We start from the raw sequence: 17,087 nt of genomic DNA on the forward strand, positions 1-17,087 counted from the left end.
AGGTCGGCGCCGCAGGGGCGGTTGCCGGGGTCCCTGGCCTCGGATGATGCCGTGGAGATGCGCAGCGGAGCAGGTCACCGGCCCGCGCGGCCACGGCGGGTCACACCCGCGGCCGCGGTCGGGGCGCGGTCGGGCCGCGGGCGGGGGGCTCCACGGCCCGCGGACGGGGCGCGCGGGGCGCAGCGGGTGGGTCGTGCGGGCCGTGGGAGCCGTGGGCGGGAGGTGGGTGGGATGGGCGCGCGGCGCGTGGGGCTGGCGAGGTCGTGGCCGTGCCGGTGGCGCCCCGCAGACGGCCGGGTACCGCCCGAGCTGTGCATCGCCCGTGAAGGCGGCCGTCGCGGTGCCCGTGCACTTCGACCCGGCTAAGGTTTCCCCATGCCAGTGACGAAGGCGGTTATTCCGGCCGCGGGTCTGGGCACTCGCTTCCTGCCGGCCACGAAGGCGGTGCCCAAGGAGATGCTGCCGGTTGTCGACAGGCCGGCTATCGAATACGTCGTCGAGGAGGCCTCTCGGGTCGGCCTGCGCGACGTCCTCCTTGTCACCAGCCGCACCAAGAAGGCGATCGAGGACCATTTCGATCGAGAGGCGGACATCGAGGCCGCGCTGGAACGCAAGGGCGACGAGACCCGCCTGCGCCGGGTCCGCGCGTCGGCGGAGCTGGCCGAGGTGCACTCGGTCCGCCAGCCCTCGCCGCGGGGGCTCGGTCACGCCGTCCTGTGCGCAGCCGCGCACGTGGGCGACGAGCCCTTCGCCGTCCTGCTCGGTGACGATCTCATCGATGAGCGTGACCCACTGCTGGCGGAGATGCTCGCGGTGCAGGCCCGCTTCGGCGGTAGCGTCATCGCGCTGATGGAGGTCCCGCAGGAGCAGGTCTCGATGTACGGCGTCGCCACCGTGGAGTCCGTCCCCACCGGGCCGGACGACCGGTACGGGATCGTGCGCATCCTGGACCTGGTGGAGAAACCGCCGGTCGCGGAGGCGCCGAGCAACCTGGCGATCATCGGCCGCTACGTCCTGGCTCCGGAGATCTTCGAGGTGCTGCGGCACACCGAACCCGGGCGGGGCGGGGAGATCCAGATCACCGACGCGCTGCGGACGCTGGCGCTGCACGCGGCGGCCGGGGGCGCCGATGCCCAGCCGGTGCACGGCGTGGTGTTCACGGGCCGGNGCTACGACACCGGGGACCGGGTCGACTATCTCAAGGCGGTCATCCGGCTGGCCTGCGAGCGGGCCGATCTGGGCCCCGATCTCTATCCGTGGCTCGAGGAGTACGTCGCCGCCGGCGGACCCAAGGGAAATTTGTCCTAATTAGCGGGTTTTCTCCAATCATCATCCCCCTGATTGACCTGGTTGCATTCGTCTAACCTTGACGCTTCCGGCGTGGGCAGGAACGCTCCCGGGATCGGCCCGGCGCGATCGGCGCGCAGGTCGGGCGTGGAGCGGCGGCCGTCGACGGGTGCGTGGCGCCCGCCCGGCCGCCGATGCAGGGAAGGTGTCCGGGCTCCGATGGCCGTAGCCCGGACGATGCCGGCCGGGCACGCCGGGCCGGCATCAAAGGGCACAGGAACGGGGACGGGCGCCCATGACGACGGTGGATGAACACCTGGAGCGAATCCTCGCGGAGGTGGCGCCGACCCGCCCCCGGCGCGCCGGGCTGGAGCAGGCCCACGGTTGCGTGCTCGCCGCGGACGTCCGGGCGACGGTGGCCCTGCCCAGCTTCGACAACTCGGCCATGGACGGCTACGCGGTGCGGGCCGCCGACGTCGCCGCGGCCACCGAGGACGCCCCCACCGTCCTCCCCGTCGTCGGCGACATCCCGGCCGGGCCCGGCACGCCGGCGCCGCTGGAACCCGGCACGGCGGTGCGGATCATGACCGGTGCCCCGCTGCCCCGCGGCGCGGACGCCGTGGTCCAGCTCGAGTGGACCGACGGCGGCCGCGAGTCGGTCGCGGTCCGCCGGCCTGCCGCCCGCGGGCTGCACATCCGCCGCGCCGGCGAGGACGTCACCCCCGGCGCGCTGGTGCTACCGGCGGGGACGGTCATCGGCTCGGCCCAGATCGGCCTGCTCGCCGCCGTCAACGTGGCGCGCCCGCCGGTGCACCCGCGGCCCCGGGTGGCGGTGCTGTCCACGGGCACCGAGCTCGTCGAGGTCGGCTCGCGGCTCGGCGCCGGGCAGATCGTCGACTCCAACAGTCACGGCATCGCGGCCGCCGCCCGCGAGGCCGGCGCGGTCGTCCGCCGGCTCACCGGAGTGCCCGACGAGCCCGACGCCTTCGCCAAGGCCCTGCACGGGGTGCTGGGTGACGTCGACGCGGTGGTGACCACCGGCGGGGTCAGCGTCGGCGCCTACGACGTGGTCAAGGAGGTCCTCACCGGGACCGGCAGCGTGCGGTTCGACCAGGTGGCGATGCAGCCGGGCAAACCGCAGGGCTTCGGTCTGGTCGAGGGTGTGCCGATCTTCGCGTTGCCCGGCAACCCGGTCAGCGCGTTGGTCTCCTTCGAGCTGTTCGTCCGCCCGGCGCTGCGCCGGATGCGTGGGCTGACGGCCACGGGTCTGCCGCGGATCGTCGTGACGGTCGGCACGGCACTGCGTTCCCCGTCCGGCCGGCGCAGCTTCGTGCGGGTCGGCCTCGACCGTCTCGGCGAGAACGGCCGGCCCGGCCCGGCCACCGTCGCCCGCCCGGCCGGCGGCCAGGGCTCCCACCAGCTCACCTCGCTGGCCGGCGCGCAGGCGTTGCTGGTCATTCCCGAGGACGTGACGGAGGTACCGGTCGGCTCCCGACTGCCGGCACTGTTGCTCGGCGGGGACGCAGGCGCCGTTCTCTCCGGCCTGGGCTGGGCGGAGACCGACAGGTCGGACACGGACACGGACACGGGTGCGGGTGCGGACACGGGTGCGGGTGCGGGCACCGGGCCGTCGGAGCCGATCGCCCGATGACCGCGCCCCGACTCACCCACGTCGACGAGCAGGGCGCGGCCCGGATGGTCGACGTCACGGCCAAGGACGTCACCGCCCGCACGGCGACCGCCACCGGCCTGCTGCGGGTCATCCCCGAGGTGGTGGACCTGCTGCGCGGCACCGGGGTGCCCAAGGGGGACGCGCTCGGGACCGCCCGGATCGCCGGGATCATGGGCGCGAAGCGCACGCCCGACCTCGTCCCGCTCTGTCATCCCATCGCGATCTCCGGGGTCACCGTCGACCTCACGGTCCGCGACGACGGGGTGGAGATCACCGCCACCGTGCGGACGGCCGACCGGACCGGCGTCGAGATGGAGGCGCTGACCGCCGTCACCGTGGCCGCGCTGACCCTGCACGACATGGTCAAGGCGGTCGATCCCGGCGCGGAACTGACCGGCGTGCGGGTGCTGACCAAGACGGGCGGGCGCCACGGCGAATGGCGCGCCGGGCCCTCCCGGGAGGCCGGGCCGGAAACCCCGCCGGGCCCGGCGGAGGCGGTCCGGTGAGCCGCTCGTCGAGCCTTCCGTCGGGAGCGCGGGCCCAGGTCGTCACCGTGTCCGACCGGGCGTACGGGGGCGTCTACCCGGACCGTTCCGGCCCGCTGCTCGTCGCCGGGCTGGCCGAGCTCGGCTTCGCAGTCGGCCCGGCGCAGGTCGTCCCCGACGACCGCGAGCGGATCACGGCCGCGCTGCGGGCCGCCGTCGCCGACGGGATCGACCTGGTCGTCACCACGGGCGGGACCGGTCTTGGACCGCGGGACATCACCCCCGAGGCGACCGGGGACGTGATCGAGCGGCTGATCCCCGGGCTCGCCGAGGCGCTGCGGGCCGCGGGCCGCGACGCCGTCCCCGCGGCGGTACTCTCCCGCGGGCTCGCCGGGACCGCGGCGGCGACGCTGGTGGTGAACCTGCCGGGCTCGACGGGAGGCGTCCGCGACGGGCTGGGCGTGCTCGCTGGGGTGGTCGGACATGCCGTGGCCCAGATCCGCGGCACGGATGACCACACGGTTGTGCCCGGCGTTGCCGGGACGGCGGACTAGGGCGCCATGGTGCGGGCCCCGGGCTGGCCGGCGGTGCTGTCCGAGGGATCGGTGACGGTGCGGCCGCTGCGGCTGCGCGACGCCTCCGCGTGGGTGGAGGTGCGGCTGCGCAACGCCGACTGGCTGGCCCCGTGGGAGGCGACCCCGCCCGGTCTGGTCATGGTCCGCGAGACCTGGGCGCAGCGCCAGACCATCTCGGTGTACCGGCAGATGGTGCACCGGCTGCGTCAGCAGGCGCGGATCGGCATGGCGTTGCCGTTCGGGATCGTTTTCCACGGCCGGCTCGTCGGCCAGGTGACGGTGTCGACGATTGTCCGCGGCGCCTTCAACAGCGCGCAGGTCGGCTACTGGGTGGACAGCAATTTTGCCGGCCGGGGCATCACCCCGACCGCCCTCGCGCTCGTCGTCGACCACTGTTTCGGCCCGGTCGGCCTGCACCGCGTCGAGGCCAATGTGCGGCCCGAGAACGCCGCCAGCCAGCGGGTGCTGGCCAAGCTCGGCTTCCGCGAGGAGGGCCTGCACCGGCACTATCTCGCCATCGACGGCCACTACCGAGATCACCTCGGATTCGCGCTGACGACCGAGGACGTTCCCGAGGGGCTCGTGCGCCGCTGGCGGGAGAGCCGCCACAGCCGGCCCTGACCGCCGGGGTCGGAGCCGAGCGGACGCGCCCGGCGTCAGCGGCCGCCACCTGCCCGATCCGCGGTGGCCCGGAGCGGGACCGGGGGCCCGCGTCCGGGTTATGCCGTGAGTGGGGTGACGAGTTCCACTCCGCGCTGTGGCGGGTGTCGGCAACCGGACGCCGGCCTGTCGTTGTCACGGCGCGTTGTTCCAACACTCACGTCCGAGCGCATTCGCAGCGACCTGCTGGAGGCGCGTGCTATCCGCGAGTGCTTCCGTATGCCAAGCCGAGCCCACACGGGGGGCTCTGGGTCGGTTAGACGACGGGGGGACGACCATCGCCCATCCGATTGCGGATGCGACACGCGGGGTTCGGGTCGGTGACCACGTGGATTTCGCTCACTAGCGTCAACAGCGAAACCGCTATCCGCCGGTGTCGAGGAAGAGGCCCCGCATGGTCAGCACCTCCGCGCTCGCCGCGCTTGCCGCGCCCTGCGCGGACGGTGCGTGCTCGGCGTCCGGCGCGGGGATCGTGCCGGTTCCGCCGCCGGTCCATCGCGGGATCCACATCGGCCGGACGGCGGTGCTCCGGTGAGCGCCCTGATCTGGGCGGCGATTGTCGCGGTGTGGGGATTTGTCCTGATCCCCATGTGGCTGCGCCGCCACGACTCGGCGTCGGAGCAGCGTTCCACCGAGCGGTTCACGGTGGCGATGCGGGTGCTCTCCCGCCGCCCACCGGGCCACGACGAGGACGATCTCGATCGATTCGACGGTGACCATGAACGTCTCAGCGGGGTGAGAGGAACGGGCATGTCGCACGCGGAGTCCCCCCGTTCGCGCGATCCCAACGCCGCCGCGGAGTCTGCGCCGGCGGGCCTCTCGGCCGCGCAGGGCGAGTCCGGCGGCTGGCGCGACGCGCCGCCCGGCACGGCGCGGGACTCCTACGCGGCGCGGGTGTCCGCGCGCCCCAGCGCTCCCGGGGACTCCGACGACGCCGCGCCGTCCGATCCGGTCGGGCGGCAGCCCAGCCCCGCGCCGCCGCTGCGCCCCGCGGCGCAGTCCGGGCCCGGGATCTCGGGCGGGCCTGCGACTCCGGGCAGGCCGACGACCCTGGGCTGGCCGGGAACTCCCGGTGGGCCGGGTACTTCGGGTGGGCCGGGTACTTCGGGTGGGCCGGCGACTTCGGGTAGGCCGGGACCTTCGGCGAGGTCCGGAGTTGCGGGCGGGCCAGCGTCGGCCGGCGACGACGGCGCGGTCCGCGGCGGCGAGCGGGTCGACTCCCGCCGCACCATCGCCCTGCACCGGGTGGCCGCCGAGCGGGCGACCCTGATGCGGGTGCGCCGCCAGCGGCTGACCCTGCTGGCGACGGTGTTCCCGGTGACCGTCGTGCTGGCCGCCCTGTTCGGCGGGATGTGGATCGCCGTGCAGCTCCTGACCGATCTCGGGCTCGCCGGTTACCTCGTCCACCTGCGGCGCGCCGCCCAGGTCGAGCGCCGGCTGGCGATCACCAAGGTCTCGATCGAGCGCCGGATCGAGGCCGAGCGGGTCGCCCGCCGCCGCCGTCCGGTCGGCTCGTCCTTCGCCTATCACGAGCGAAACCCAGGCGCCCAGCACGAGCGAAACCCAGGCGCCCAGCACGAGCGTCCCCGGCAGGGGGAGGAGCTCACCCCCGAAGAACTCGCGCACGCCCGGGCGGAGACGATCGACCTCGGCAGCCTGATGGCCGCTCAGCACGCGTATCGCGACGACGCCGGGCAGGACGAGCAGCCCGCACCGACCCGGTGGACGGGCGGCGGAGCCCATCCCGAGGACCCGGCCGCGGCCGACGAGCAGGATCCGGGCGGCTACGCTCCCGCGGCCGAGTGGGACGCCGCCGGCCCGGGCCGTCCGGCGATCGGCGGCCACGCGAAGGTCCTTCACGGCTACGCGCCGCCCGCCGGCCCCGACGTGCCCGCCGGCTACGAGGTCGCCGGCTACGAGGTCGCCGGCTACGAGGTCGCCGGGTACGACGAGGTCGCCGGGTACGAAGTCGCCGGCTACGAAGTCGCCGGGTACGACGAGGTCGAGGTGGACGTCGAGGTCGAGATGGAGGCGGGGGAGGTCGCGTCGGCATCCGCCGCACGCATGACCGCTCGTCCGGCGGTCCGTCCCCCCAACCGGCCGACCACCTCGCGTCCCGGCCGCGTCCAGATCAACCCGCCGGGCACCCACGGTGGGCTGATCGCGTCCCCGGAGGCTGCCTCCGCCGGCGGGGCCATGGCCGGCGATCCGGCCGGCGAGAACACCGGTGAGATCGACCCGCTGCTGCGTCGCCACGCCGTGGGGAGCTGAGCGGAGCACCGCCCCGGCACGGCGCCGAGCGGCGCTGAACCGCCCGCTCAGGGCCGGGGGCCCAGCCGGGCCACCGCGCGGGTCGGGGCGCCGTCGGCCGCGGCGAGCGGCAGGGGGAACAGGAAGATCTCGACCGTCCGTCCCTGCGCCCGGGCCCGCAGCAGGCTCGCCAGGCCGGTGAGGTTCTCGGCGATCACCGCGCCGGCGCCGCACAGCACCCGGTGCGCCGCCAGGCTGACCTCCTGGCCCGGCCCGGGGGTGCGGTCCACGCTCAGGGCGTCGATGCCGACGGTCCGCACCCCGGCGTCGACGATCGCCCGGGCCGTGTCCGGCGCCAGGTAGGGATGGCGCAGGTAATCAGGGTGCCCCCAGCGGTCCGACCAGCCGGTCACGAACAGGACGACGTCGCCGGGGCGCAGCGCCGCCGGGAGCGCGGCAGGCCCGATCGACCCCTGCGCCGCCTGCCCGCGCACGTCGACCAGCACCGCCGGGCCGGTGAAGCGGTCCAGCGGCAGCTCGTCGAGCCGGGGCAGCGCGTCGTCGATGTGCCAGGGCGCGTCGACGTGCGTGCCCGACTGCGAACCCAGGTGCACGCGTTGCACGTTGACCCCGTCCTCGGCCGCGCGCAGCGCCGGCGCCACGGCCACCTCGGGATCCCCCGGGTACACGGGCATCCCGCTGACGATCGGCACGGACAGGTCGACCAGCTCGCAGCCCTGCGTACCGCCTTCGACGGGGATGCTCGACATGGGACCTCCGGCGGTGGGGACGCCCGCGCGCGGCGGGCCGTCGCACCACCATGCCCGCCGGTCCCGGTCCCGGTCCCGGTTACCGGCTGCCGTGGCCGGCGTCGACTCAGCGATGGACCGGCGTCTTCAGCGGGTCGTAGTCCGCCAGGAGCCGCTCCAGTCGGACCTGGTCGACGCGGTTGATGACGCTGGCCGCCTCCTGCTGGTCGCGCACGCACTTGGCCAGGGTGAACGCAGAGGTCACGACGTAGAGCAGGCCGAGCCAGAGGAAGGCGCGCAGCCAGGCGTCGCCGGGCAGCCGGGCGATCGCGTACGTGACGGCGACCAGCGATACGGCGAACGACAAAGCCGCCTGGACGAAGAAGACGGTCGTGCTCCTGGCTTGCGGAGGTGGGTTCGACATGAGAATCAGTCTCGTGCCGTCCCGGCGTCCCGGCATGAGTACAGATACTCATTCCGTCCTGAGTACACCTTCTGTAACACTTGTGCGGTGGGGATCCCACGAGGACCGGCCGGCGTGCGGGGCGCGCTGTGGCGGTCCCTGACGGTCTACCGCTGGGCGTCTCTCGCCTACGCCGTCGCCCTGGTCGGCCAGACCCTCGGGCAGGCCGACCGGCCCGCGCTCGGCTTCACCCTGTTCGGTGTGATGGCGGCATGGTCGCTGGTCATGTCGGTGCTCGCGCCCGTGATCGACGGCCGCCGGCCTCGGCTGCTGGCCGGCCTCGTCGCCGCGGACGTCGCGCTGTGCGCGGCGATGGTCGTCCTGACCCTGCCGGTGGGTCCCCGCTCCGGCCACGTCCTGCCGGGGATGTGGTCGGCCGGCGGCGTCCTCGGCGCGGCGCTGTTGGGCGGCACGGCGGGCGGCCTGGTCGCCGGCCTGCTGCTGTCGATCGCGACGTTCATCGAACGCGGCGTCGTCAACGACTCCTCGATCGGCACGGCCGTGCTGTTCCTGTTGTCCGGGACGATCGTCGGATACCTGAGCCGCACGGCGCTGGTGGCGGAGACGGCGCTCGCCGACGTGCTGGCCGCGCGCGCCGGCGACGCCGAGCGGGAGCGGTTGGCCCGCCGCGTGCACGACGGCGTCCTGCAGGCGCTTGCGTTGATCTCGCGGGAGGCGCCGCGGGGCCTGCCGGCGGCGGAGGTGGCGGCGATGGCCGCCGAGCAGGAGGCGGCGCTGCGGGAGCTGCTGCGCACGCCCGCCGCCTCGCGGGTCACGGCCGGCGCCTCGCGGGTCACGGCCGGCGTGGCAGGTGGCGTGGCGGGTGTCGGGGCGCCGCGGCCAGGAAACGGGATTTCGGCGGACCTGGTCGAGCCGCTGCTGCGGCTGGCGCGACCGGCGGCGCCGGGCCGGGGCGCGGTGACGGTGGCGACGCCGGGCGCGCCGGTTCCCCTGGAGGGCGAGCGTGCGCGGGAGGTGGTCGCCGCGGTCGAGGCCACGGTGGACAACGTGGCCCGCCACGCCGGCCCCGGGGCGTCGGCCTGGGTGCTCGTCGAGGACGACGGCGACCGGGTGGTCGTCACCGTCCGCGACGACGGGGTGGGGATGGCGGCCGGGCGGATGGAACGGGCCGCCGCCGAGGGGCGGCTGGGACTCGCGGTCTCGGTGCGGGGGCGCATCCGGGAACTGGGCGGCACGGTCACCGTGACGAGCCGACCAGGGGCAGGGACGGAGGTCGAGTTGCGTGTCCCACGCTGACGGGTCGCGAGGCGGCCGGTCCGACGGGGGTGGACCGGCCCCGGACGGCTCGGCGGCCCAGGGGTCCGCGCCCTGCCGGGTGGTGGTCGTCGACGATCACCCACTGTGGCGGGAGGCCCTGAGCCGGGACCTGGACCAGGCAGGGTTCGTGGTGGTCGGCACGGCCGGCTCGGTGGCGCAGGCGCTGCGGGTGGTCGCCGCGACCCGGCCCGACCTCGTCGTCCTCGACCTGACGCTCCCGGACGGCTCGGGCGTCGAGGTGATCCGGGGCCTGCTCGGTCCGGGGGCGGCCGGTGGGTTCGGCGGCGCGGTCCTGATCGTCTCGGCCTCCGGCGAGCAGGCCGACGTCCTGGCGGCGGTCCAGGCCGGGGCGTCGGGCTATGTGGTCAAGTCGGCGCGGCCCGAGGAGCTCGTCGACGCCGTGCGGCGCACCGCCGCCGGGGCCCCCGTCTTCAGCGCGGGGCTCGCCGCGCTCGTGCTGGGGGAGATGTCGCGGGCGGCGCGCGACGTGACCGCGACGCCGTCGACCCCCCGGCTCACGGCGCGGGAGATCGAGGTGCTGCGCCTGGTCGCGAAGGGCCTGTCGGCCCGGGACGCGGCGGCGCGCCTCGGGATCTCCCACCGCACCGTGCAGAACCACATGTACAACGTGCTGGGCAAGCTCCAGCTCCGCAACCGGGTGGAGCTGACCCGGTTCGCCGTTCGCGAGGGCTACGACGACGCGTCCTGACGTGCCGCCCGGGGGCCTCCGCCCGGCGGCCTCCGCCAGACGGCCTCCGCCAGAGGCCTCCGACCGGCGCCGCGGACCACACGCGGGGGCGCGTCGGGGCGAACGAGCCGACGGATCGAGGCCCGCGGCGGCGCCGTACGCTCGCTGCCATGACCGAGGTTCTCCAGCCGGTGCCGGCCCTGCACCGACCGGACCTGCTCGCGGCGGCGACCGCGGCGGCGCTGGCGGCCTGGCCGGACGGGGTGTCCGCGCCGCCCGTCGAGCAGGTCGAGGTGGCCGAGATCGACCCCGAGCTGGCCGACACGGCCGCGTTCTGCGCGCGCTACGGGGTCGAGCCGGCCGACTCGGCGAACTGCGTGATCGTCGCGGCTCGGCGCGGGGCCGAGACGACGCTCGCGGCGTGCGTCGTCCTCGCGACGACCCGGGCGGATGTGAACGGGCTGGTGCGGCGCCGGCTGGCCGCCCGCAAGGTGTCGTTCGCGCCGATGGACACGGCCGTCTCCCGCACCGGGATGGAGTACGGCGGCATCACCCCGGTCGGGCTGCCCGCCGACTGGCCGCTGCTGATCGACCGCGCGGTCGCCGAGCATCCCCGCGTCGTCGTCGGCTCCGGCCTGCGCCGGTCCAAGCTCTGGCTGCCCGGAGCGGCGCTCGCCGCCCTCCCCGCCGCCGAGGTTCTCGACACTCTCGGCACCTGACGTTCCTTGCCGGTCCAGCGGGACGAGTCGGACGCCGAACCCTCTGAAAGGCAAGGAAGTCTGGCGATCGGGCGGGTGAACGCGGCGGGCTAGCGGCCTGGCTGGCTGGCTCGGCGTCAGACCGTCGTCGTCTCGGCGAGCTGCGCCTGCACGATGCGGACGACGTCGTTGATCGTGGTCAGGGTGAAGACGTCCTCGTCCTCGATCTCGATGCCGTACTCGCGCTCGATCCGGGCGATCGCGAGCAGGACCTTCACCGAGTCCGTGCCCTCGACCGTCCGCAGGTTCAGATCCGCGGCGAGGGTCTCGGCGGGCAGGCGGAGCGCCCCGGCGACGATCTCGGTCACCGTGTGGACGATTTCGGCGTGGGATGACGGCGATGACGACATCGGGACTCCTCGGATCGTGCGATCTGCGGTTCGATGCGGATGAGGCGACGGGCGAGCCCCGGCCCCGCCGGCCGGCGGGGCCGGGGCCGGGGCCGGACGGTGTGCCGGCGAAGCCGGGGGCGTCACGCGATGGAGTCGGCGAGGGCCTGCCGGATGTCGGAGTTCCGGGTCAGGTCCCGGCCGATCGCGCTGCCGAGCGCGCGGCGCAGCTTGGCCTGGAGCCGGTCCTGCTCGTCCGGCGGCGAGAACCGCAGGTAGACGTCGATCACGTCATCGACGGTCTCGTAGCCCCGCATCTCCTCGACGAGCTGATGCTTGTAGACCCCGACCGGGTGGTTGAGCCGCGAACTCGTCGCGTAGAAATGGATTCGCTCCAGGACCGAGGTGAGTTCCTCGGGGTGCTGGTCGAGCCGCCGCTTCAGGTAGTACAGGAATTCGCGGGCGTGGCCGGCCTCGTCGCGGCTCGCCCGCAGGAAAAGGTCGGACAGGACGGGCTCACGCACCCAGGCGGAAAGAGCCCGGTACGCGGTGTTGACGATGATCTCGGAGATCACGTTCGTGGCCAGGGTGGCGCTCGGCGTGATGCCACGCTCGTACGGCTCGCGCAACGCCTCGATCCTGGCCTGGTCGATGTGCACGCCGACCGCCTTCAGCCAGGCCCGGAAGGCGTAGTGGTGCTGGAGCTCCTGGTAGGCCCAGACGGCCACGAAGGCCGAGCAGTCGTAGTCATCGTCGAACTCGCTGAGGAATCCGTGCAGCCCGGGCAGCGAGGTCGCCTCGCCCATGACGACACCCTTGACGAGCGAGATGTAGGCCGGGTCCACCAGGTCGCGCCGGACATTCTCCAACCCGAGCTCGGAGACCTTCCACTGAAGGCGCTCGTAATGTTGGAAAACTTCGAAACTGTGGGCCTCTTCGGGGGCTGCGGTCGGCATCTGTGAGCTCCTTCCGAGCTTCCTGCCTGGCCTTCCGGCCTCCACTCTTCATTCTCCGCCCGGCCGCGACAACCCACTACCAGGATCTCAATCGGCCCATCATGATCAGTTATCACCGGACTCGTTCGGCCGGCGCCCACCCACCGCGGCGCATGTTCTGACCGGGACCAGGAACCGGGGTGTCGTCGCAGTGTGCAGCGACGTCGAGATCCGGAAGGTGCGGGCGGCGTGTTCAGCGCATCAGGATGGGGATGAGGCTACGGGGGTCGAAGCGTTGCGGTTTCGGCGGCCATTGGGCTTGGTCGGCGCCGTGGGGGGACAGCATGTTGGTGCGGGGTGCGGGGTGCGGGGTGCGGGGTGCGGGGTGCGGGGTGCGGGGTGCGGTCGAAGCTGACCCTGTCGGGATCGATGTCGGCGGACTCGGCGGGCACCCGCACGCTTGGACGGCACCGACGGTGCGGCAGCGCGGATCTGCCCGCGACACGAGCAGCCACCACGAGATACTCAGAGGCGGCACAGGCGGCACAGGCGGCCGTGGGCAGGGGGAGCCGGAATGTGTTTCTCACCGGAGGCCGATGTCGTGGCCGCCGTCGTGATCGGTGGTGTCGGCGTTGACGCTGCCCGCCACGTCCGGACCGGCGCGCAGTGGCCGCTGGCCGNGTTGCCGCTCCTGTTTGCTGGGCACACGCTGGTCGAGGCGTTCGTCTGGTGGGGGCTGCGCGGTGATGTCAGTGGCAGGGTACAGACGGTGGCGACCGTGCTCTACCTGATCTTCGCCTTCCTTGTCCTGCCGGTGTATGTGCCTGTTACCGTGCTTGTACTGGAACACGTGCCGAGGCATCGACCGATCGAGATCATCACGCTTGTCGCTGGTGTGATCTGCGCGGCGGGTCTGGCGGTGGCCCTCATCTCCAAGCCCTTCACGGCACGCCCAGAGGGTCATCACATCGTCTATCACGTGCATCTGCACGCCGGGCCAGTGATCATCGCTTTGTATCTCGTCAGCACGTGTGGCGCTCTCATCGTCTCCGGACGGCGGTTCCTGCGCTGGTTCGGCGTCTTCAACCTAGCTGCGGTCGCGCTGCTGGCCTGGGTCGCAACTGAGGCCGTCACCTCGCTGTGGTGCGCCTGGGCCGCCGTCACAAGCATGGCTGTGGCGGCGTACCTCCGCTCGGCTGGCCCGGCTGATGTCGACTACGCTCCGCAATCTTAACGAACCGCCTATCGACGCCGACGCCGACGGCGTCGGCACGCGTGAACGAAGCCTCGGAGCAGCCCGGAGTCACCCTTCAGATCGCGCCGAAGCTTCTGCATACGATGCGCCTGGTTTCCGACGGATCATGGCAGTCGCACGTGAGTACATGTGACATGAATACCGACAGCGACGTCACGCCGTTGGCCTGGCGTAAGAGCAGCTACTCCGGCGGCACCGGCGGCAACTGCGTCGAGGAGCTGGCATGGTCTGCGGCCGGCCGGCACGACTCGCAGCGACGCGGTAAGCGTGTCGTCGTCCGCCAGGTAGAAGGCGAGGACGTTGCGACGGGCAGCGCCGAAATCCAAGGTCACGTCCGGATGCTCTGTCCGCAGTTGCCGCAACTCGTCGACCTTGCCGGCGAACGCTTCCGCTTCGGAAAGCCGGTCGGTGAATATCCGCTGCGCGGAGATACGGGCGCCGCCGAGGCGACGTGCCCGAATCTCTTCACCGATACCCATCTGGCCGCCCCCTCGCCTGGTTGCCAACCCCTGCGGTTCGCGTCGGGATCAGTCTTACCGGCCCGCACCGGTGACCGCCTCTGTTTCCGGGAAGTGCCCGGTGGGACTGGATGCCGAGGCGCATCGCCGCTTCGCCAACCCGGTAGCCCGTGGCCGGGTGACTGGCGGCACGCCCGAGCCTGCGGCGGGCAGACCGCAGCGACGGGCATCTTCTGTGTGGTGGATCACAGTCATTCCGTGCCGTTGGCTGCCGCCGGGTGACGCCCAGTTCCACGGACGAATGGCGGACCAATGATCAAAGGCCTTGATCGAATCTTTCCGATCAAGGCCTTGACCTGCGAGTATCTGTGGAGGTGAGGGGACTCGAACCCCTGGCCTCCTCCGTGCGAGGGAGGCGCTCTACCAGGCTGAGCTACACCCCCTGGAAGTAACCGAAGCTTACAGGATGGCGGGGGCTGTGTGACGACCACCCCCGTCCGGAGTGCATCGCCATCCGTCCGCCAGCTCGCGGGGCGAGGTCAGCCGATCCGGACCGTGCGGTCGCTGTGGGCCTCGGAGCGGGCCTCGTCGCGCCTCTCGGAGCGGGCGGCGGGGAGGGCCACCTCGGTGAGGTCCGCGCGGCGGCCGGGGTGTTCCGCGGCGCCGACTGTGACGGCGGTGCCGGCCCGGCGCGGGGTGCTTGGGCGCCGGGCCGGGGAGCCTGTGCGGGCAGGCGCCACGCCGGCGCCGACGGGACGATCGGGGGTGGTGGCCCAGCCGCCCTGGCCCCGGATGCCGAGGGCCTCCTGCGCTCCGGAGCCGACGAGGGTCGCGAGGAGGTGGTCGAACAGGTAGGCGGCGGCGGTCGGTCGCAGCAGGCCCGCCTCGTGGCGGGACCAGCCCCACGCGCGGGCGCCGTCGACGACGAGTTCCTGGTCCGGCCCGGCGTCCCCGGGGAAGGCCAGTCGCGCGTCGGCGGTCGGCGGTGGGCCGTCGAGGGGGCGGTGGGCCCACAGTTGCAGGGCCTCCTCGGGGCACCATCCCTCGTCCCGGACGGCTACCTGCCACGCCGCCCGACCGGGCCGGTACACGGCGAGCCGGACGGACGTGCCCCGGCAACGGAAGTGCAGGCCGACTCCGTCCGGGCGGACGCCTCGTATCTCGACCGGCACCGCGGAGCTGCCCGGGCAGACGAGGTATCCCTCGTCCCGCAGACGGGCCATCCACGCCTTGAAGGACACGGCGGATGCTGCCTTCCTGATCGATACGCACGTCGGGGGACTCCCACCGGAGGATCGGCGAACTGCCGGCCGGACCTGGGGCCGGGACATCGCGCGCGGCAGGCCACCGGCGAGCCGATCCGAAGCCGGATCGGTCGCCGTGGCCTGCGGCATGTCGCGAATCCTCGGCAGACGTCGGCAAACGCCGGATGCCCGCGTTCGGCGGGAGATGACGGAGCGGTGCCTCTCGCCACTGCGACCGGAGGTGGCGGTCCGTGGGCGCTGCCGGCTCGTTGCGGGGCCGGTGACCGGGACGACGGACGATCAGCGGGGGTCGGCCCGCCGGTCAGGATGGTCTTGCGCCCAGGTTCGATGCACCGAACTCCGAGGCCCCTCGCACCCGGGCCGGCCCCGAAACTATCGGGCCGACCGGCTCGTCACGCTGGCGGCGAGCCTCAGTGGGCGCGAGGGCTGGGACAACACGGACAGCTCCCGGGACGACAGACCACTCGCCACCCCCGGTGAGGGGCGGCGCCGTGCTGCAAACGGAGCGTCACCTCTCCATTATGCATGGGGGCCGATTCGGGTGCCGACGCGCAGACACCCGGCGGGCGGTTCGGGGCTGACCGGGACGAGGCCGGCCGCGATGGTCCGGCGGCCGTGCCGGGCGTCTCCCAGTGGTCCTCCCGTAACAGCTCCCGTGAGGCATCCCGTCGGCCCGGCGAGTTCAGGCCAGGCGGTGGGGGCGGCGCGGGCGCACGCCTGTCCGCGCAGTTCCGGCGCGTGCCGCGTCCCCGCGATCCGGCGACCAGCCGCGGCCGGCGGTCAGCGGTCGGCGGCCGGCTGCGGCGGCCGGCCAGGGCGGCCAGGGCGGACCGGGCCTGGTCGCTGGCCGCGGTGGATCGGGCACGGCCGATCGCACGGTCGACCCACGCGAGGGGGTTTCCCCATGCCAGCCTGGCAAGGCGGCCGGCGTTTGGCGCCTGTCCGGCGGCCACCGCGCTCGGCGGGACCGAGACCCCGGGGCCGGACCGAGGCCGGGACCGGACCGAGACCCCGGACCGGTCGGCCGGATGGTCCGACCAGGGGATGCCGGGTTGGTAGCGGTGCTCCGCGGGCATCGGGCTCGGTGGGGCCCGATCGGGCGGTGCGGATGTGGCCCAGGGCGGATCGAACCTGGCCTTCCCGGGAATCACGACGGCACAGACGTCCAGTCGGAACGAGGGACGGTGAGACGGTCGTGATCTTCAACACTCGGGTGGAGGCGGGCCGGCAGCTCGGCGCACGGCTGGCCCACCTGCGCGGCCAGGATGTCGTCGTCGTGGGGCTGCCCCGCGGCGGGGTCCCGGTCGGGTACGAGGTGGCGCGGGCCCTGGATGCGCCACTGGACGTGATCCTTGTCCGCAAGATCGGTGTGCCGTTCCAGCCCGAGCTCGCCATGGGCGCGATCGCCGAGGGCGGGGTGCGGGTCGTCAACGAGGAGACCCTGCGGCTGGCCAACGTCGGTCCGGGCGCGTTCGCCGAGGTCGAGGCGCGGGAGGCGGCCGAGTTGGAGCGGCGCGCCCGGCGCTTCCGGGACGGCCGGCCGCGGATCCCCCTCGCCGGCCGCACGGTGGTCATCGTCGACGACGGGATCGCGACCGGTTCGACGGCGCTGGCCGCCTGCCGGGTCGTCCGGGCCCAGGGGGCGGAGCGGGTCGTGCTCGCCACCCCCGTCGCCGCCCGTGACCGCGTCGACTGGCTGCGCCGGCAGGCCGACGAGGTGATCTGCGTCCAGGAGCCGGCGAGCTTCTTCGGCATCGGCGAGTTCTACGCCGACTTCGATCAGACACCGGACGAAGAGGTCACCGATCTGCTGCGCCGGGCCGCTGCCCGCCGTCCGGGGGGCGCGACCGGAAATCGCGATGCCGATCCGGTGGAGGGCGCCCGTGCGGAGGCCGCCCGCGTGGAGGGTGCCCGAGCGGAGAACGCCTGCGGGGAGGCCGCCCGAGCGGAGGGTGCCCGCGGAGAGACCGCCCGAGCGGN

At 73.7% G+C, this 17,087-nt stretch carries 17 protein-coding genes, 1 tRNA gene and 3 pseudogenes; 14 read left to right on the top strand and 7 right to left on the bottom strand.

Going from position 1 to position 17,087, the window contains the following annotated elements:
• Positions 1–375: 375 nt before the first annotated feature.
• The 6 genes and pseudogenes from UK82_RS03150 to UK82_RS03170 all read left to right on the top strand — a co-directional run.
• Positions 376–1,167, top strand: a 792-nt coding sequence (locus tag UK82_RS03150; protein ID WP_236705449.1) for a UTP--glucose-1-phosphate uridylyltransferase, incomplete at its 3' end; no start/stop codon positions are given.
• A 1-nt stretch (position 1,168) separates the two neighbouring features.
• Positions 1,169–1,308 (top strand): annotated as a pseudogene (locus tag UK82_RS35350) (UTP--glucose-1-phosphate uridylyltransferase); the annotation flags it as partial.
• A 274-nt stretch (positions 1,309–1,582) separates the two neighbouring features.
• Positions 1,583–2,938 (top strand): gephyrin-like molybdotransferase Glp, encoded by a 1,356-nt coding sequence (gene glp / locus UK82_RS03155; protein WP_055406252.1) that lies wholly within the window; start codon positions 1,583–1,585, stop codon positions 2,936–2,938.
• Positions 2,935–3,465, top strand: coding sequence for a cyclic pyranopterin monophosphate synthase MoaC (gene moaC / locus UK82_RS03160; protein ID WP_055406253.1), 531 nt, complete (start codon positions 2,935–2,937; stop codon positions 3,463–3,465). The genes glp and moaC overlap by 4 nt, the downstream gene beginning before the upstream one ends.
• Positions 3,462–3,998, top strand: coding sequence for a molybdenum cofactor biosynthesis protein B (locus tag UK82_RS03165; protein ID WP_044887877.1), 537 nt, complete (start codon positions 3,462–3,464; stop codon positions 3,996–3,998). Before moaC ends, UK82_RS03165 begins: the two co-directional genes overlap by 4 nt.
• A gap of 9 nt (positions 3,999–4,007) precedes the next feature.
• A complete protein-coding gene (locus UK82_RS03170) occupies positions 4,008–4,640 on the top strand; it encodes a GNAT family N-acetyltransferase (RefSeq protein ID WP_044887878.1) in 633 nt (210 codons plus the stop codon).
• A 402-nt stretch (positions 4,641–5,042) separates the two neighbouring features.
• Here the strand turns inward: UK82_RS03170 and UK82_RS35355 are convergent, their stop codons facing one another.
• On the bottom strand, positions 5,043–5,189 hold the full coding sequence (locus UK82_RS35355; protein WP_199865824.1) for a hypothetical protein: 147 nt from the start codon (positions 5,187–5,189) through the stop codon (positions 5,043–5,045).
• Positions 5,190–5,210: 21 nt separating this feature from the next.
• On the opposite strand from UK82_RS35355, the gene glpR reads away from it, so the two are divergent.
• Complete coding sequence (glpR, locus tag UK82_RS03175) at positions 5,211–6,950, top strand: gephyrin-like molybdotransferase receptor GlpR (RefSeq protein WP_055406254.1); 1,740 nt, start codon at positions 5,211–5,213, stop codon at positions 6,948–6,950.
• A gap of 47 nt (positions 6,951–6,997) precedes the next feature.
• Here the strand turns inward: glpR and UK82_RS03180 are convergent, their stop codons facing one another.
• Both UK82_RS03180 and UK82_RS03185 read right to left on the bottom strand, forming a co-directional pair.
• Complete coding sequence (locus UK82_RS03180) at positions 6,998–7,699, bottom strand: cyclase family protein (protein ID WP_044887860.1); 702 nt, start codon at positions 7,697–7,699, stop codon at positions 6,998–7,000.
• Positions 7,700–7,805: 106 nt separating this feature from the next.
• Entirely contained in the window at positions 7,806–8,102 is a 297-nt protein-coding gene (locus tag UK82_RS03185; RefSeq protein WP_044887861.1) for a YiaA/YiaB family inner membrane protein, read from the bottom strand.
• 114 nt (positions 8,103–8,216) lie between these two features.
• Here UK82_RS03185 and macS point away from each other — a divergent pair, with 114 nt between their 5' ends.
• The 3 genes from macS to UK82_RS03200 all read left to right on the top strand — a co-directional run bounded on the left by macS (position 8,217) and on the right by UK82_RS03200 (position 10,826).
• The gene (macS, locus tag UK82_RS03190; RefSeq protein ID WP_236705450.1) at positions 8,217–9,398 is read left to right on the top strand and encodes a MacS family sensor histidine kinase; all 1,182 of its coding nucleotides are present in this window, start codon (positions 8,217–8,219) and stop codon (positions 9,396–9,398) included.
• Positions 9,385–10,128 (top strand): response regulator transcription factor, encoded by a 744-nt coding sequence (locus UK82_RS03195; RefSeq protein ID WP_055406255.1) that lies wholly within the window; start codon positions 9,385–9,387, stop codon positions 10,126–10,128. The genes macS and UK82_RS03195 overlap by 14 nt, the downstream gene beginning before the upstream one ends.
• A 149-nt stretch (positions 10,129–10,277) precedes the next feature.
• Positions 10,278–10,826, top strand: coding sequence for a YbaK/EbsC family protein (locus tag UK82_RS03200; RefSeq protein ID WP_055406256.1), 549 nt, complete (start codon positions 10,278–10,280; stop codon positions 10,824–10,826).
• Between the two features lie 116 nt (positions 10,827–10,942).
• Here the strand turns inward: UK82_RS03200 and UK82_RS03205 are convergent, their stop codons facing one another.
• Both UK82_RS03205 and UK82_RS03210 read right to left on the bottom strand, forming a co-directional pair.
• Positions 10,943–11,215: an acyl carrier protein gene (locus UK82_RS03205; protein WP_044887865.1), complete on the bottom strand. Its 273-nt coding sequence runs from the start codon at positions 11,213–11,215 to the stop codon at positions 10,943–10,945.
• Between the two features lie 122 nt (positions 11,216–11,337).
• Positions 11,338–12,150, bottom strand: coding sequence for a ferritin-like domain-containing protein (locus UK82_RS03210; RefSeq protein WP_044887866.1), 813 nt, complete (start codon positions 12,148–12,150; stop codon positions 11,338–11,340).
• A 553-nt stretch (positions 12,151–12,703) separates the two neighbouring features.
• On the opposite strand from UK82_RS03210, the pseudogene UK82_RS41940 reads away from it, so the two are divergent.
• The 3 genes and pseudogenes from UK82_RS41940 to UK82_RS42245 form a co-directional block, all read left to right on the top strand.
• A pseudogene (locus UK82_RS41940) lies at positions 12,704–12,809 on the top strand (hypothetical protein); the annotation flags it as partial.
• A gap of 1 nt (position 12,810) precedes the next feature.
• A pseudogene (locus UK82_RS41945) lies at positions 12,811–13,363 on the top strand (DUF6629 family protein); the annotation flags it as partial.
• 155 nt (positions 13,364–13,518) lie between these two features.
• On the top strand, positions 13,519–14,124 hold the full coding sequence (locus UK82_RS42245) for a DUF397 domain-containing protein (protein WP_396230446.1): 606 nt from the start codon (positions 13,519–13,521) through the stop codon (positions 14,122–14,124).
• Between the two features lie 87 nt (positions 14,125–14,211).
• Here UK82_RS42245 and UK82_RS03220 read toward each other — a convergent pair.
• Together UK82_RS03220 and UK82_RS03225 are read right to left on the bottom strand one after the other, a co-directional pair.
• Positions 14,212–14,285, bottom strand: a tRNA-Ala gene (locus UK82_RS03220).
• Positions 14,286–14,381: 96 nt separating this feature from the next.
• The gene (locus tag UK82_RS03225) at positions 14,382–15,083 is read right to left on the bottom strand and encodes a hypothetical protein (protein WP_044883340.1); all 702 of its coding nucleotides are present in this window, start codon (positions 15,081–15,083) and stop codon (positions 14,382–14,384) included.
• Positions 15,084–16,302: 1,219 nt separating this feature from the next.
• On the opposite strand from UK82_RS03225, the gene UK82_RS35365 reads away from it, so the two are divergent.
• The coding region (locus UK82_RS35365) for a phosphoribosyltransferase family protein (RefSeq protein ID WP_255354242.1) at positions 16,303–17,086 on the top strand (784 nt) is incomplete at its 3' end.
• Position 17,087 lies beyond the last annotated feature (1 nt).

This window comes from Frankia sp. ACN1ag (assembly GCF_001414035.1).
Lineage (GTDB): Bacteria > Actinomycetota > Actinomycetes > Frankiales > Frankiaceae > Frankia > Frankia torreyi.